This window comes from Nonomuraea sp. NPDC050663, assembly GCF_044456985.1.
Lineage (GTDB): Bacteria > Actinomycetota > Actinomycetes > Streptosporangiales > Streptosporangiaceae > Nonomuraea.
Window position 1 is genome coordinate 568,129 of record NZ_JBITGL010000002.1, and the last position, 15,239, is coordinate 583,367.

General features: G+C 70.4%; 15 protein-coding genes. 11 read left to right on the top strand and 4 right to left on the bottom strand.

The annotated features are described in order from the left end of the window. The first annotated feature begins 6 nt into the window (after positions 1–6). From ACIBH1_RS07375 to ACIBH1_RS07385, 3 genes are read left to right on the top strand one after another with little or no spacing between them, the layout of a single operon-like run. Positions 7–1,176, top strand: a complete 1,170-nt coding sequence (locus ACIBH1_RS07375) for a trans-sulfuration enzyme family protein (protein WP_397312726.1) — start codon at positions 7–9, stop codon at positions 1,174–1,176. Next, on the top strand, positions 1,173–2,105 hold the full coding sequence (locus tag ACIBH1_RS07380) for a threonine/serine dehydratase (RefSeq protein ID WP_397312727.1): 933 nt from the start codon (positions 1,173–1,175) through the stop codon (positions 2,103–2,105). The genes ACIBH1_RS07375 and ACIBH1_RS07380 overlap by 4 nt, the downstream gene beginning before the upstream one ends. A 59-nt stretch (positions 2,106–2,164) precedes the next feature. Then, on the top strand, positions 2,165–2,437 hold the full coding sequence (locus ACIBH1_RS07385; RefSeq protein WP_397312728.1) for a hypothetical protein: 273 nt from the start codon (positions 2,165–2,167) through the stop codon (positions 2,435–2,437). Positions 2,438–2,495: 58 nt separating this feature from the next. Here ACIBH1_RS07385 and panB read toward each other — a convergent pair whose 3' ends face one another. Beyond that, positions 2,496–3,335, bottom strand: coding sequence for a 3-methyl-2-oxobutanoate hydroxymethyltransferase (gene panB / locus ACIBH1_RS07390; protein WP_397312729.1), 840 nt, complete (start codon positions 3,333–3,335; stop codon positions 2,496–2,498). Positions 3,336–3,500: 165 nt separating this feature from the next. Here panB and ACIBH1_RS07395 point away from each other — a divergent pair, with 165 nt between their 5' ends. After that, complete coding sequence (locus ACIBH1_RS07395) at positions 3,501–4,721, top strand: MFS transporter (protein WP_397312730.1); 1,221 nt, start codon at positions 3,501–3,503, stop codon at positions 4,719–4,721. Between the two features lie 7 nt (positions 4,722–4,728). Here the strand turns inward: ACIBH1_RS07395 and ACIBH1_RS07400 are convergent, their stop codons facing one another. Further along, a complete protein-coding gene (locus ACIBH1_RS07400; RefSeq protein WP_397312731.1) occupies positions 4,729–5,541 on the bottom strand; it encodes an intradiol ring-cleavage dioxygenase in 813 nt (270 codons plus the stop codon). 136 nt (positions 5,542–5,677) lie between these two features. On the opposite strand from ACIBH1_RS07400, the gene ACIBH1_RS07405 reads away from it, so the two are divergent. The 7 genes from ACIBH1_RS07405 to ACIBH1_RS07435 are packed head-to-tail and all read left to right on the top strand — an operon-like array spanning position 5,678 to position 12,850. Beyond that, positions 5,678–7,213 (top strand): MFS transporter, encoded by a 1,536-nt coding sequence (locus ACIBH1_RS07405; RefSeq protein ID WP_397312732.1) that lies wholly within the window; start codon positions 5,678–5,680, stop codon positions 7,211–7,213. A gap of 7 nt (positions 7,214–7,220) precedes the next feature. Beyond that, positions 7,221–7,826: a TetR/AcrR family transcriptional regulator gene (locus ACIBH1_RS07410; protein ID WP_397312733.1), complete on the top strand. Its 606-nt coding sequence runs from the start codon at positions 7,221–7,223 to the stop codon at positions 7,824–7,826. Between the two features lie 22 nt (positions 7,827–7,848). Then, entirely contained in the window at positions 7,849–9,813 is a 1,965-nt protein-coding gene (locus ACIBH1_RS07415) for a hypothetical protein (RefSeq protein WP_397312734.1), read from the top strand. Further along, a complete protein-coding gene (locus ACIBH1_RS07420) occupies positions 9,810–10,193 on the top strand; it encodes a hypothetical protein (protein WP_397312735.1) in 384 nt (127 codons plus the stop codon). The genes ACIBH1_RS07415 and ACIBH1_RS07420 overlap by 4 nt, the downstream gene beginning before the upstream one ends. Continuing rightward, the gene (locus tag ACIBH1_RS07425) at positions 10,190–11,398 is read left to right on the top strand and encodes a hypothetical protein (protein WP_397312736.1); all 1,209 of its coding nucleotides are present in this window, start codon (positions 10,190–10,192) and stop codon (positions 11,396–11,398) included. Before ACIBH1_RS07420 ends, ACIBH1_RS07425 begins: the two co-directional genes overlap by 4 nt. Then, positions 11,395–11,946, top strand: a complete 552-nt coding sequence (locus ACIBH1_RS07430; protein ID WP_397312737.1) for a TetR/AcrR family transcriptional regulator — start codon at positions 11,395–11,397, stop codon at positions 11,944–11,946. Before ACIBH1_RS07425 ends, ACIBH1_RS07430 begins: the two co-directional genes overlap by 4 nt. Next, on the top strand, positions 11,930–12,850 hold the full coding sequence (locus ACIBH1_RS07435; RefSeq protein ID WP_397312738.1) for a DUF1152 domain-containing protein: 921 nt from the start codon (positions 11,930–11,932) through the stop codon (positions 12,848–12,850). Before ACIBH1_RS07430 ends, ACIBH1_RS07435 begins: the two co-directional genes overlap by 17 nt. On the opposite strand, the gene ACIBH1_RS07440 is transcribed toward ACIBH1_RS07435, so the two are convergent. Together ACIBH1_RS07440 and ACIBH1_RS07445 are read right to left on the bottom strand one after the other, a co-directional pair. Beyond that, positions 12,831–13,466, bottom strand: a complete 636-nt coding sequence (locus ACIBH1_RS07440) for a phosphotransferase family protein (RefSeq protein WP_397312739.1) — start codon at positions 13,464–13,466, stop codon at positions 12,831–12,833. The two genes, ACIBH1_RS07435 and ACIBH1_RS07440, sit on opposite strands and share 20 nt — an antisense overlap. Further along, the gene (locus tag ACIBH1_RS07445; protein ID WP_397312740.1) at positions 13,463–15,232 is read right to left on the bottom strand and encodes an NAD+ synthase; all 1,770 of its coding nucleotides are present in this window, start codon (positions 15,230–15,232) and stop codon (positions 13,463–13,465) included. The genes ACIBH1_RS07440 and ACIBH1_RS07445 overlap by 4 nt, the downstream gene beginning before the upstream one ends. Positions 15,233–15,239 lie beyond the last annotated feature (7 nt).

The window sequence follows — 15,239 nt, forward strand, 5'->3', positions numbered from 1 at the left end:
TGAGACATGCGACCTGAGACCCGTACCGTCCGCCTGCCCCAGCCTCCCGTCACCGGCAGCACGCCGATCACCGTCCCCCTCTACCAGACCTCGGGTTTCGTCTTCGACGACGCGCAGGCCATGGCCGAGGGCATGAGCCGCCCCGACGGGGCTTTCGTGTACGGCCGCTACTCCAACCCCACCGTGCGCTCCCTGGAGGAGGCCGTGGCGGGCCTGGAGGGCGGCGTCGCCGCGATCGCCACCGGATCAGGCATGGGCGCGATCAACACCGTGCTGCTCGGGCTGCTCAAGCCCGGGGACCACCTGATCGCCCAGGAGGCCCTGTACGGCGGCACCGCCGCGATGATCAACGAGCTGGTGGCCAGATTCGGCGTGACCGTCACCTACGTGCCCGAGACCGACCCCGCCGCGCTGCGCGCCGCCGCCACCCCCGCGACCAGGCTCGTCTACCTGGAGACCATCGCCAACCCCGTCGGCCAGGTGGCCGACCTGCCCGCCATGTGCGCCGCCGCCCGCGAGCTCGGCCTGACCACCGTCGTCGACAACACCTTCGCCACCCCCGTCCTGTGCCGCCCCATCGAGCACGGCGCGGACATCGTGGTGCACTCGCTGACCAAGTACATCTCCGGCCACACCGACGTGGTCGGCGGCATCGCGGTCTTCGCCGACGACGCCCTCTACCGGAAGGCCTGGCACTTCGCCGTCGAACTCGGCGCCTCCGCCGACCCCTTCGCCGCCTGGCTCACCCTGCGCGGGCTGCAGACCCTCGCGCTGCGCATGGAACGCCACTGCGCCAACGCCCAGCTCGTCGCCGAGCGCCTGGCCGACCACCCCAAGGTCACCAAGGTGCACTACGCGGGACTGCCCGGCCACGCCTCCCACGAGCTGGCGGCCAAGCTCCTGTCGGGCTCCGGCGGCGTGCTCGCCTTCGACCTGGCCGGAGGCAGGCAGGCGGCCGAGGCGTTCATGCGATCGACGCGGCTGGTGCTCCTGGCGCCCTCGCTCGGCGGCGTCGAGACGCTGATGCTCCACCCGGCCAGCACCTCGCACCGGGCGCTCGACGAGGCCGAACTGGCCCGCACGGGGATCTCGCAAGGCACGGTACGGCTCGCGGTGGGTATCGAACACGCGGAAGACTTGTGGGAGGACATCGCCCAGGCATTGGACAACGCATGAAATTTCAGGACGCGCTCGACGCGGCCGAGCGGATCTCGGGATACGTCCTGCGCACCCCGATCCTCCAGGTGACGCCGACGCTGACCTTCAAGCTGGAGCTGCTGCAGCACTCCGGATCCTTCAAGGCGCGCGGGGCCTTCAACCGCATCCTCACCGGCGACGTCCCTGACACGGGCGTCATCGCGGCCAGCGGCGGCAACCACGGCCTCGCCGTCGCCTACGCCGCCCGGCGGCTCGGCGTGCGAGCCGAGATCTTCGTGCCGACCGTGACCAGCCCCGTCAAGGTGGCGGGGCTGCGGGCCCTGGGGGCCGAGATCACCCAGACCGGCTCCATCTACTCGGAGGCCGCCGAGGCCGCGGCCAAACGGGCCGCCGAGACCGGGGCGCTGCAGGTGCACGCCTACGACCAGCCCGAGGTCATCGCCGGGCAGGCGACGATGGGCGTGGAGCTGATGGAGCAGGCGCCCGACGCGGACACCGTCCTCGTGGCCGTGGGAGGCGGCGGCTTCGCCGCCGGCGTCTCCCTGGGCGCGGGGTCCGTTCCGGGCACGGCGGGCGACGGGGGGCCGAAGATCGTCGCCGTGGAGCCCGAGCTCATCCCGACACTCAACGCCGCCCTCAAGGCGGGCGAGCCGGTGCAGGTGCCCGTCAGCGGGGTGGCGGCCGACGCCCTGGGGGCCTCCAAGCTGGGGGCGCTGGCGTTCGGCCTGCTCAGCCGTACGGGAGTGACCAGCGTGCTGGTGACCGACGAGGCCATCGAGGACGCTCGCCGCACGCTCTGGCGCGACCACCGGATCGCCGCCGAGCACTCGGGGGCGACGGCCTACGCGGCGCTGCTGTCGGGTGCGTACGTGCCGGCGCCGGGGGAGAGGGTGGTTGTGGTGATCTGCGGCTCCAACACCGATCCGGGCACGCTGGTAATCAATTGACAACTCTGAGTCAATGTGATCCACATGTGTGCCGGTAGGGGGCTCGCTAGCATGGAGGGGTGAGCGTACCTAGAGAGGAATTCAACGCCTTGGTCGAACGAGTGGAAGTGCTCGAGACCTGGGCGGGCCCCGGCCAAGCCGAGGCCCTGGCTCAGACGATCAGAAGCACGCGCACAGATGTCTCCGACATCAAGGGTCGCATGACGAAGATCGAGAGCAGGATGTCTTCGATGGAAGGCAGAATGACATCGCTCGAGAGAGTGGTCACGGCGATTCAGCAGGAGCACGGCGTGCTCCTGAGGGAGATCCTCGACCGTCTCCCGTCGAAGTAACGGAACAGGTCACTCACGAAGTCCGGGCGACCCAGCGCCCGGACTACGCAAGCCCGGATCAGCTGTAGCTGTGCTCCCGCGTCGGGAACGCCCCGCTCACGACCTCGTCCGCGAACGAGCGCACAGCCTGGTCCATCGCCTCATGCATGTTGAAGTACTGCTTGACGAACTTGGCGGGCTGCGGCGTGAGCCCCATGAGGTCCTGCCATACGAGCACCTGCGCGTCGGTCGAGGGGCCGGCGCCGATGCCGATGGTGGGGATCGACAGCGACGTGGTCACCCGCTCGGCGAGCTCGAACGGCACGCATTCGAGCACGACGGAGAAGGCGCCCGCCGCCTGGAGGTCCTTGGCGTCGGACATCAGCTCTTCGCCTGCCTGGCCGCGGCCCTGCACGCGATAGCCGCCGAAGGCGTTGACCGACTGGGGAGTCAGCCCGAGGTGCGCCATCACCGGGATTCCTGCGCTGACCAGGGCTTCGACCTGGGGCAGGACCCGGCGGCCGCCTTCGAGCTTCACCGCGTGCGCGCCCGCCTCCTTCATGAAGCGCGCTGCGGTCTCGAGAGCCTGCTGGGGAGAGGACTGGTAGGAGCCGAAGGGCAGGTCGGCCACGACCATCGCCCGGCTGGAGCCCCGGACGACGGCGGCGGTGAGCGGCATCAGGTCGTCGATCGTGACGGGAAGGGTGGAGTCGTAGCCGTAGACGACCATCGCGGCGGAGTCGCCGACGAGCATGACCGGGATGCCGGCCTCGTCGAACACCCGCGCCGTCATGGCGTCGTAGGCGGTGACCATGGGCCACTTCTCGCCGCGGTCCTTGGCCGCCGCGATGTCGCGGACGGTGATCCTGCGCCCTGCCTTGCCGCCGTAGAGGGTGGTCGGCTGGCTGGTTGAGGACATAACTATCCCTCCAGATGAGTCTCGAGGCGCCCCTAGTGGCGTACCCGGACGTTTCTGATGATTGCACGCGTCGCACAGGATTCAACACCCCTGGGTGCGCTGGTAATCCGGTGGCGAAACTGTCAGTGCCTCCCGTCACAATAGAAGTGGAGGTAAGCAATCAACATGGCTATCGAACCTTACCGGCGTCTGCTGCAACTGCCCGGTGTGCGCACCCTGCTCCTGGTGGGGCTGCTCGCGCGCATCCCGGCCACCGCCACGGCGATGGCCCTGACCCTGCACGTCGCGCCCGCGTCCGGCCTCGACATGGGCTTCGCGGCGGCGGGAGTCGTGGGCATGGCCAGCACGATCGGCATGGCCGTCGGCTCGCCGCTGTCGGGAAGGTTCGTCGACCGTTACGGCATGCGTCCCGTCCTGCTCACCACGACCCTGGCGCAGGCGCTCTTCTGGGGCACCGCGTGGCTCATGCCGTACTGGGTGCTCGTGGTCGCCTCCGGGCTGGCCGGTCTGCTGGCCCTGCCGGTGTTCTCGGTGATCAGGCAGAGCCTGACCGCGATGGTCCCCGTCGAGCAGCGGCGCGTGGGCTTCTCCTTCGACTCGATGTCGGTGGAGTTGTCCTACATGGCGGGCCCGGCCCTGGCCGTGCTCGGCTCCACCATCCTGGGCAGCACGTGGACGATGGCGGTGATCGCCGTGGGGATGACTGGTTCCGGCGTGGCGCTGCTCATCCTCAACCCGCCGGTGCGCTCGGCCGCCGAGCAGCGGGAGGCGGCGGTCGCCGTGTCGCGCCGCAGCTGGTTCACGCCGGCCTTCGTGGCGTTGCTCGGCACGACCGCCGCCGCCACCTTCGTGCTCACCGCCACGGAGCTGTCGCTGGTGGCGACGATGGAGCACACCGGGGCGCTGCAGTGGGTGGCGCTGGCGGTGCCGATCTGGTGCGTCTACTCCCTGGCGGGCGGGTTCATCTACGGCGGGCTGCCGCGAGGGTTCTCGCCGCTGTTCCTGGTCGGCGCGATGGGGGTGCTCACGATCCCGGTGGCCCTGCTCGCGCACGACTGGCGGCTGGTGGTGCTGGCGCTGGTGCCCGCGGGGCTCTTCTGCGCGCCGTCGCTGACCTCGACGGTCGACGTGCTCAGCCGGTGGGTGCCGGCGCGGGCGCGTGGCGAGGCGATGGGCTTCCACGGCACGGCGCTGCTCATCGGCGGCGCGGCGTCGGCGCCGATCGCGGGGGCCATCATCGACTCGGCCGGCCCGGCCTGGGCCTTCGCGATGGCGGGCGGCGTTGGGGCGGGCATGGTGCTGCTGGCCCTGCCGTTCTGGCGGCGCCGCGGCCAGTCGGGCGCGACGGCGGAGGAGGAGCTGGTGCAGGAGGGCGTCCCCGCCTGAGGTCCCTCTATGAAGCGGAGGGCGCGCCGACGCCCAGCGTCATGGCCAGCGTGTAGCCGTCCTCCACCACCGACGGCGTGACGAGCGCCAACGTGGGCACCATCGCCTTCGGGTCGCCCCCCGACTCCTCCGCCTCGCCGTACACCTGGTCGTCGGCGAGCTTCGTCGGCTCCAGCACGTGCCGCGCGTACGGCTCCAGCCGGCGGTAGGCCGCGACCACGTCGTCGGGGAAGAGCATCTGTGTCGTCTGCACCGTCGTCCCGCTGTCGTAGGTCCTGCCGATGTCCCCGCCCTGGTGCACCTTGACGTGGATGTGGGTGACCCGGGGGCTGTACCACCCGGGCACGATGCTGGTGAAGGTCACCACTCCGGACGCGTCGGTGACCTGGACGCCGCGCAGGAACGTCTTCTCGTCGCCGGTCCCGTCCTCGGCGGGCACCTGCCCACCGGGTGACCTGTCGGTGTAGCCCGAGTAGTACCCCCACGCGTCGCAGTGCCAGATCTCCACGGGCGCGTTGGAGACGGGTGCGCACCCGTCGGTCAGGTCGACCACGGTGAGCGTGAGGGTGAGCGGGAAGCCGGGTTTGCCCTCGGCGATGTCCTGCCGTACGAGCTGGTTGTCGAGGTAGTAGGGCCCCTGGGTTACCTCGGGGGTCATGACGCAGACCGTGCCGGAGGTGGCGGTCGCGGATCCCGCGGCCGAGCCGGTCTCGCGGGAGGTGCCGCACGCGGCGGTCAGGCCGATGGCCAGGCCGGCGGCCAGGACGTTGCGGCGGCTTGGAGCGGTGTCGTCCGTCACGAAACCCACTCTGACCAGCATGGATCCATGATCGGGCAAAGGCCGGTCCCGTGGCGTTCCCGACTTTACGAAACGAGACCGTTGCGTATCGGAATACCTTGCGATACGCTCACGTTGCGAAACTCAAGCGTATCGAAATGAGGAGTGAGGCAGGACCATGTCTGAGGAAGCTGGACACCCGAAACGCTGGACCATCCTGGGAGTGCTGGTCTTCAGCCTGCTGGCGGTCGTGCTCGACAACACGATCTTGAACGTCGCGATGAAAACGATCGCCGATCCCGTCGAAGGCCTGGGCGCGACCCAGGCCGAGCTCGAGTGGGCGATCAACTCCTACACGCTGGTCTTCGCCGGCCTGCTGTTCACCTTCGGCGTGATCGGCGACAGAACCGGCCGCAAGCGCATGTTGTTCATCGGCATGGCCCTGTTCGGCCTGGCGAGCCTGGCCAGCGCCTACGCGCAGGATCCCATGCAGCTGATCCTGGCCAGGGCGGCGATGGGCATCGGCGGAGCCGCGATCATGCCGGCGACCTTGGCGATCATCTCCAACGTCTTCCCCGCCAGGGAACGCGGCAAGGCGATCGGCATCTGGGCTGGCGGCGTCGGCCTCGCCGTGGCGATCGGCCCGATCACCGGCGGTTTCCTGATCGAGCACTTCTGGTGGGGCTCGGTCTTCCTGATCAACGTGCCGATCGTGCTGATCAGCATGATCCTCATCGGCACGATCGTGCCGGAGTCGCGTGACCCCAAGCCGTCCAAGCTGGACCTCGTGGGTGTGCTCCTGTCGATCATCGGACTCATCGCGCTGACCTACGGCATCATCCGCGCGGGCGAGCTGGCCACGCTGGCGAGCGCCGAGGTGCTGGTGCCCACGATCGCCGGTGTCGCGGTGCTGGCCGCCTTCGTGTGGTGGGAGCGGCGCGTCCCGAACCCCATGTTCGACGTGCGCAGCTTCGGCAACGTGCGGTTCTCGACCGCCATCGGCATGATGGGCATCGTCTTCTTCGCCATGATGGGCGGGATGTTCTTCCTGACCTTCTACATCCAGATCGTCAGGGGTTTCAGCCCGATCGAGGCGGGCGCGCTCATGATCCCGTTCGCCGCCGCCCAGCTGATCTTCGCTCCGCTCAGCCAGCGCGTGAACGAGCGCTTCGGCGCCAAGCTCACCGCCACCGTCAGCCTGCTCGTGGTCACCGGCATCCTGGCCTCGTACGCCACGCTCGACCTGACCACCAACATCGTGCTGATGGAGGTGCTCTTCTTCCTCCAGGGCGCGGCGATGGCCAACATCATGCCGCCCGCGACCACCGCGATCATGGAGTCGCTGCCCAGGGAGAAGGCGGGCGTCGGCTCGGCCATGAGCAACACCGTCCGGCAGGTCGCCGGCGCGATGGGCGTGGCGGTGCTCGGCTCGCTGCTGTCGTCCACCTACCGCGGCGAGATCGCCCCGGCGCTGGCGGGGCTCCCGCAGGACGTCCAGCACGCGGCGGGCGAGTCGCTGATGGCGACCGTGGCCACTGGAGACCCGGCGCTGATGACGCCGGCCTTCAACGCCTTCCTCGACGGCATGCACCTGACCACCCTGGTCTCGGCCGGCATCACGCTCCTGGGCGTGCTGATGGTGCTCAAGTGGATGCCCGGCAAGGAGCCTGCCGCGCCGAAGCAGCAGGAAACCAAGGAACCAGCGGTAGTGTGAGGCCGCGATGAGCACGACAGAGACCGGTACGGCCCGCCCCGCGGGCCGTCCGCGCAGCGAGAAGGCCGAGAAGGCCATCCTGGAGGCCACCCTCGACCTCATCGGCGAGGGCAGCGGCGTCACCGAGCTCACGATCGAGGCGATCGCGGCCAGAGCCGGCGTGGGCAAGACGACGATCTACCGGCGCTGGTCCAACAAGGAGGACCTGGTCGTCGACGCCCTGGCCACGCTGAAGTCGCCGGTGCCCGACCTGCCGGGGGACTCGGTGCGCGGCGATCTCATCGTGCTCATGGAGGCGATGCGGCTCGACGCCCTGCAGAGCGACCGCCGGTGCGTGATGAACATCGCGATGAGCGAGTCGGACCGCTATCCCCACCTGTTCGAGAAGTTCCGCCGCATCGCCATCGAGCCGCGGCGCGAGGCGATGCGGAAGGTGCTGCGCAGGGGCGTGGCCAACGGCGAGCTCCAGCCCGACCTCGACATCGACCTGGCCATGCAGATCGTGAGCGGCCCGATGGTGATGTTCACCCGCTGGGCCGACCCCGAGGACCTGACCGAAGACCTGCCGCAGCGGATCGTCGATCAGGTGCTCGCCGGTCTAGGCAGAAAGTGAACAATGCTCTAGTCTCCGCCGCATGCGCCGATTACTCGCCCTGGTCGGTCTGACCCTGGGCCTGCTCCTACCCGCGAGCGCCGCCTTCGCGCACGAGGAGCGGGAGATCACCATCCCCGACGGCTCCGGCTCGGTCCCCGCCCACCGGCAGGCCGAGCCGGACCTGCTCGTCTGCAAGAGCGACAAGGCCGCGTTCGAGCGGGCCGTCGCCGACTTCCCCGCCGACCTCAAGGCCCGCAACCTCCAGCTGTGGGAACGCTGCCAGCAGGACGGCACCCGGCACCTGCAGGAAGCCGTCGACAAGGTCGACCGTCCTGGCATGGCGATCGCCATCCTGCCCGGCCTCTACCTGGAGGAGCCCAGCCAGGCCGCGCCCGCGGGAGACTGCGCGAAGCTGCCCGCCCGCTGGTCGGACTGGGGCTACCAGATCCTCTCCTTCGAAGAGCAGCAGAAGTGCCCGCACAACCAGAACCTGGTCGCCATCCTCGGCAAGCGGGATCTGCAGATCGAGGGCACCGGCGCCGACCCCACCGACGTGATCATCGACGCGGAGTACCGCAAGCTCAACGCCGTGCGCGCCGACCGCGCCGACGGGATCTACTTCCGCAACTTCACCGCCCAGCGCACCACCTTCAACGGCGTCTACGTGCTCGAGACCGACGGATTCGTCATCGACCGGGTGCTCGGCCGCTGGACCGACGAGTACGGCTTCCTCACCTTCGCCACCGACCACGGCCTCTACACCGACTGCGAGGCCTACGGCAACGGAGACGGCGGGCTGTACCCGGGCAGCGCCTCCAACCTCAACGACGGCAAGGGCCACGACGTCGAGCGCTACGCGGTGGAGATCCGCCGCTGCAAGTCGCACCACAACGCCCTCGGCTACTCGGGCACGGCGGGCGACTCGGTCTGGGCGCACGACAACGAGTTCTACGACAACATGGTCGGCGCCACGATGGACAGCCTCTGGCCCGACCACCCCGGACTCCCGCAGAACCACGCCAAGTTCGAGAACAACAAGATCTACAACAACAACGCCGACTACTACGGCCACCTGCGCGACGGCACCTGCTCCAAGCCGCCCGCCGAGCGCGGCTACGAGAACGGCGTGGTCTGTCCCCAGGTCGGCGTGCCGACAGGCGTCGGCCTGCTGGTCGCGGGCGGCAACTACAACGTCTTCAAGGGCAATCAGGTCAGCGGCCACCGCACCACCGGATTCCACCTGTTCGGCGTGCCCGCCTTCATCCGCGGCGAGGAGGACCTGGCCAAGCAGGCCGACACCTCCAACCACAACCGCTACGAGGGCAACGTCTTCACCGGCAACGCCCTGGACGTGTGGTGGGACGGCCAGGGCACCGGCAACTGCTTCCAGGGCGACACCGGCGCCTCCAGCCCGGCCGCGCTGCCCGTCTGCACCCCCGAAGGGCTCACCGGCGGCTCCAGCCGCGTGCTGGCCGAGCCGATGAAGGTCATGAAGCTCTACCTGTGCTCCGACTTCAGCGCCCGCGACGTCCGGCTGCCCGCGGGCTGCGACTGGTTCGGGGCGTCCGGGATCGGCATGGTCGAGACCCAGGTCGCGCTCGGCGGCTCGCTCGTGCTCGCGCTGCTGGCCGTGCTCTTCGCGGTCCGTGTACGGCGCGGCCTGGTGATCGTCGCCGCGGCCGCCGGGATAGTGGGCCTGGCCCTCGACGTCGTCGCGGCGGCCACGGGCTCCACGCTGCTCACCGGGGCGGCGGTGGCCCTGATGGGCGCCTGGCTCACGCTCCTCGGCGTGGTGCTGCGCGGCGAACGGCCGGTGTTCGGGTGGTTCACGCTGCTGCTGGGCGTGCTCACGCTGGCCGACGCCGTCGACCGGCTGATCTACCTCATCCCGCTGATCCCGCTCGGGCCGGGCTGGTTCAGGGGACTGTTCACCGGCATCTGGGTGTTGTGGGCGGTCGTCGTGCTGGCGCCCCGGCCCCGCCGTACGGTCAAGGAGGCCGCATGAGGGCCTGGCTCGCCCTCGCGGCCTGCCTCGCCCTGGCGGCGTGCGGGCCGCTGTCCGACACCCACCACCGGCCCGGCACCAGCCACCAGGTGGTCACCGGCACACCGACGGGCGCCGCCGACGCCAGGGCCACGGTCACCGTGAGCGGCGGCAAGGTCTCGCCGCCGCCCGGCTGGCTGTCGGTGGCCAAGGGGCAGCAGGTCAGCCTCACCGTCACCAGCGACGTCGCCGACGAACTGCACGTGCACGGCTACGACGTCACCGCCGCGCTGCCCGCCGGGCAGGCCGTGACGATCACCTTCACCGCCGACCTCACCGGCGTCTTCGAGGTCGAGACGCACGGCAGCAAACTGGTGCTCGTCCAGGTGGCCGTCAAATGATCTTCGCGCACGGGGTCGGCAGCCGCAGCGATCTGCCGATCCCGCTGTTCTACGCCTACGCCGGGGCCTTCGCGGCCCTGGTCATCTCCTTCCTGGCGCTGGGACTGCTGTGGGCCGACTCGCGCTTCGACGCCGACCGCGGCCGCGTCCTGCGGATGCGGCCCCCGGTGCGGCCGCTGCGATGGCTGACCCTGGCAGCCCTGCTCTACACCCTCGGCTGGCTGATCCTCGGACCCGCCGACGACAACGCCGCGCCGTACCTCATCTACGTGCTCTTCTGGGTCGGCCTCGTCCCGCTGTCGCTGCTCCTCGGGCCGGTATGGCGCGGCCTGAGCCCCTTCAGGCTCCTGCCCGACCGCCCGCGCGCACCCCTGCCCGCCCGCCTCGGCTACTGGCCCGCCGCCGCGGGCCTGCTCGCCTTCACCTGGATGGAACTGGTCGCCCCGGAACCCGCCGCCCCCGGCACCCTCCTGGCCTTCCTCCTGCTGTACGGCACGGCGCAGGTCACCGGCGTGCTGCGCTACGGCCACGCGTGGCTGCGGCACGGCGACCCGTTCGAGGCCTACTCGACGCTCATCGGCCACCTGTCACCCGTCGGTAGACGCGACGGGGCGCTCGTCCTGCGCAACCCCCTCGACAACCTCGACGCCATCACCCCGGCGCCCGGCCTGGTCGCCACCGTCTGCGTCCTGCTCGGCAGCACCGGCTACGACGGAATCTCCACCGCGCCCGCCTGGGTCGACGCCCTCCAGTCAGGCCCCCTCGGCCGCGTCGGCCTCGGCACCGCCGGCCTGCTCGCCGCCATCGCCCTCGTCGCCCTCCTGTACGGCGCCTGCCTGCGCCTGGCCGGCCTGATCGGCGGCGCCCGCGGCCTGACCCCGCGCTTCGCCCATTCCCTGGTGCCCATCGCGATCGGCTACCTGGTGGCGCACTACTTCTCGCTGCTCGTCATCGAGGGCCAGCGGGCGGTGATCCTCGCCCTCGGCCTCGACGCCCAGGTCAACCAGGAACCCGTCTCGCCCGGCGTGATCGCCACCGTCCAGGTGCTGTCCATCATCGCCGGCCACGTCCTCGGCGTCGTGGCCGCCCACGACCGCTCAGTGCGCCTGCTACCCGCCGACCGCGCGGTCGCCGGGCAGATCCCGCTGTTCGTGCTGATGCTGTGCTACACCCTCGGCGGGCTGACCCTACTCTTTGCGGCATGAGGCGAACACCGGTCCAGCAGCGCAGCGTCGAGCGCGTCAACCAGATGCTCGACGCCGCCGCCGAACTGCTCGAGGAAGGCGGCTACGACGCCCTCAGCACCCGTGCCCTGGCCGCGCGCACCGGGTTGCCGATCGGCTCCATCTACCGCTACTTCTCCGACAAGCGCGCCCTGGCCGAGGCGCTCACGCGGCGCAACCTGGAGCGCTTCCGCCTGCGGCTGGAGCAGCGGCTGGAGGGTGTCACCCGCCTCGATACGATGATCGACGTGGTCGTCGCCGAATACCTCGACATGAAGGCGAAGGTGCCGGGCTTCGCCGTCATGGACTTCGGCGATAACAGCGAGGTCGCGGGGGAGCTGGCGGGCATGGTGTCGGCGCTGCTGGGGGTTCCGCTCGACGACCGGCTCCGCCGTACGGTGCTCGCGGCCGTCGAGGCGGCCGACGCGTTGCTGCGCGCGCACCACGACGATCCGGAGATGATCGAGGAGACGAAGGAACTGCTCCGCGCCTACCTGGGAAGGCGGCTGTCGATTGTTCTCCCTCCCTGAGCCCCCGCTGTTCACCCGGCTGAGAGATGCGCGCCACGTTCTGATCGCGGGCGCGGGCGGTGGGTTCGACGTGTTCGCGGGGCTGCCGCTGGCCGTCGCGTTGTGGGGGCAGGGGCGGCGGGTGACCTTGGCGAACCTGTCGTTCAGCGCCATCGACGAGCCCACGGTGGTGACCCCGGCCACCGTGGCGCGGTCCTGGTACTTCCCCGAGTTGTCGCTGTCGCGGTGGCTCGACTCGCAGGGCCTGCCCTCGACCGTGCACGCCTTCCCGAAGGTCGGTGTGCGCCCCCTGAGCGCCGCCTACCGCGCGCTCGTCGAGCGCCTGGGCGTCGACGCCGTCGTGCTCGTCGACGGCGGCACCGACATTCTCATGCGCGGCGACGAGGCCGGCCTGGGCACCCCGGAGGAGGACATGGCCTCCCTCGCCGCGGTGCACGGCCTGGACGTGCCCTCCAAGACCGTCGTCTGCCTCGGCTTCGGCGTCGACGCCTTCCACGGCGTCAACCACACGCAGGTGCTCGAGAACCTTGCCGCCCTGGAGCGGGAGGGAGCCTACCTGGGCGCCCTGTCGATCCCGCGTGACAGCCGCGAGGGCGCCGCGTATCTCGCCGCCGTCGAGCGGGCCCAGGCCGATACGGCGGCGCGGCCGAGCATCGTCAACGGTTCCATCGCCGCCGCGTTGCGGGGCGGCTTCGGCGACGTGCGCTTCACCGACCGCACGGGCGAGTTGTTCGTCAATCCGCTCATGTCGGTCTACTTCGCCGTGGACGCGACCGCGCTGGCGCGCCGCTCGCTCTACCTGGAGCGGCTCGCGGTCACCGAGACGATGCTGCAGATCAGCGCCGTCATCGAGGCGTTCCGCCGCGAGATCGTGCCGCGCGCGCCTAGGGCCTTTCCGCACTGAACGGTCGCCCCGTGCGTACCGACCAGTAGGCCGCCAGCAGGCGCCGGAACTCCAGGACCCGCTCCGCGGAGTAGGAGAAGTGCGACAGGAACCACGAGGACGGGAACGACAGGGAGACGTGTTCGGCGATCTCGGCCAGGTCGTAGGCGCGGTCGCAGCGCCCCGCGTGCTCGAAGTCGATGAGCCGGATCCGCTCGCCGTCCCACAGGAAGTTGGCCAGGTTCCCGTCGCCGGTGCCGATCACCGGGTCGGGTTCGGCGTCGAGCAGGTGCTCCAGGCCCGGCGACTCCAGCCATGCGAGCACCGCCGGGTCCGTGCAGCGTTCGCGCAGCCAGGCGACCATCTCCAGCGGCTCGCCGGAACGTCTGGGCACCCCTGCGGCCGGGCAGGCGTGCAGGGTCTCGACCGCGGCCGCCATGGCGGTGACGTGCTCGGGTGTGACCCGCAGGGAGCGCAGCGGCACCCCCTGCAGGCGGGTCATGACGACCCGCTCGCCGTCGAACTCGATCGGCTCCGGGGCCAGGCCGGGTGCGTGTTCGGCCAGGAACGTCAGGGTCCGCCACTCTCGCTCCGCGCCGCCGGGATCGTCAGGGAACTCCTTGACGAAGGGCGTCACAGAGTCTCGCGCCACCGGTTGGTGATCGGCAGGCGTCGGTCACGGCCGAAGTTCTTCGGCGTGATCTTCGGCCCCGGCGGATACTGCCGCCGCTTGTACTCGGCCAGGTCGACCAGCCGGATCACGCGCGCCACCAGCGCCGGGTCGTGCCCGGCGGCGATCAGCTCGGCCGAGCCCATGTCCTTCTCGACGTAGTCGTCGAGCAGCCGGTCGAGGATCTCGTACGGCGGCAGAGAGTCGGTGTCGCGCTGGTCGGGCCGTAGTTCGGCGCTGGGCTCCTTGGTGATGGAGTTGGCCGGGATGGGTTCGGCGGCGTCGAGCATGAACCAGTCGTAGGAGTGGGTGTTACGCCAGCGCGACAGCTCCCACACCATGGTCTTGAGCACGTCCTTGATGGGCGCGTAGCCGCCCGCCGAGTCGCCGTAGAGCGTGGAGTAGCCGGTCGCGAGCTCGCTCTTGTTGCCGGTGGTGAGCACCAGGTGCCCGTGCTGGTTCGACAGCGACATCAGCAGCATGCCGCGCACGCGGGCCTGGAGGTTCTCGGCCGCGAGCCCGGAGATGGAGATCTCCTTCTCGAAGGCCTCGACGATGTCGCCGACCGGCACGATCTGCGAGGTGACGCCCTGGCGGCGCACGAGTTCCTCGGCGTCGGTGATGGAGTGGTCGGAGGAGTAGCGCGAGGGCATGAGGATCACGTTCACCCGCGAGGGCCCGATGGCGTCGGAGGCGATCGTGGCGGTCAGCGCCGAGTCGATGCCGCCCGACAGGCCCAGGATGACGGAGTCGAAGCCGTTCTTGGCGACGTAGTCGCGCACGCCGAGCACCAGGGCGGCGTAGACCTCGCCGACGTCGTCCATGCGCGGCGCGATGGCCGGAGGGTTCGGCGGGTAGGCGGGGACGGGCTCGGACGACAGCACGAAGCGGTCCACGGTGATCGTGGAGCCGTCGCCCGCGTCGAACGGGGTCCGGCCCGGCTCCGCCGTACCCTCGGGCAGGTCGAGGTCGACCACGAGCAGCTCCTCCTGGAACTGTCCCGCGCGGGCGACGAGCTCGCCGGTGGCCGAGACCACGATGGAGTCGCCGTCGAAGACCAGTTCGTCCTGGCCGCCGACCGCGTTGCAGTAGACGAGCGCGCAGCCGGCCTCGCGGGCACGCTCGGCGCACAGCCGCAGCCGCGCGTCGTCCTTCTCGCGCTCGTACGGCGAGGCGTTGGGGACGATCAGCAGCCCGGCTCCCGCCTGGCCGACGACCGAGACGGGACCGCCCTGCTGCCACAGGTCCTCGCAGACCGCGATGGCGACGTCGACGCCGTGCAGCCGGAAGATCGGCAGCCGGTCGCCGCGCACGAAGTAGCGGAACTCGTCGAAGACGCCGTAGTTGGGCAGGTGGTGCTTGGCGCTGCGGGTGACGACGCGGCCCTCGTGGAGCAGGGCGACGGCGTCGAGCGGCGCGCCCTTGGGCTGGCCGACGCGGGGCGCCAGGCCGGCCCGGTCGACGTAGCCGACGACCACGGGCAGCGAGCCCAGCCCGGCCTCGGCCAGTTCGGTGGCGGCCGATTCCAGCGCGGCGATGGAGGCCTCCACGAAGGAGGCGCGGAGCACCAGGTCCTCGACGGGGTAACCGGTGAGGAACATCTCGGTGAAGACCGCGAGGTGCGCGCCTTGTGAGGCGGCCTCGCGGCTCCACTCGATCAGCTTGGCGGTGTTGGCGGCGAAGTCGCCGACCACCGGATTGGTCTGTGCCAGGGCAATGCGCAGCTGTCCCACACCATGA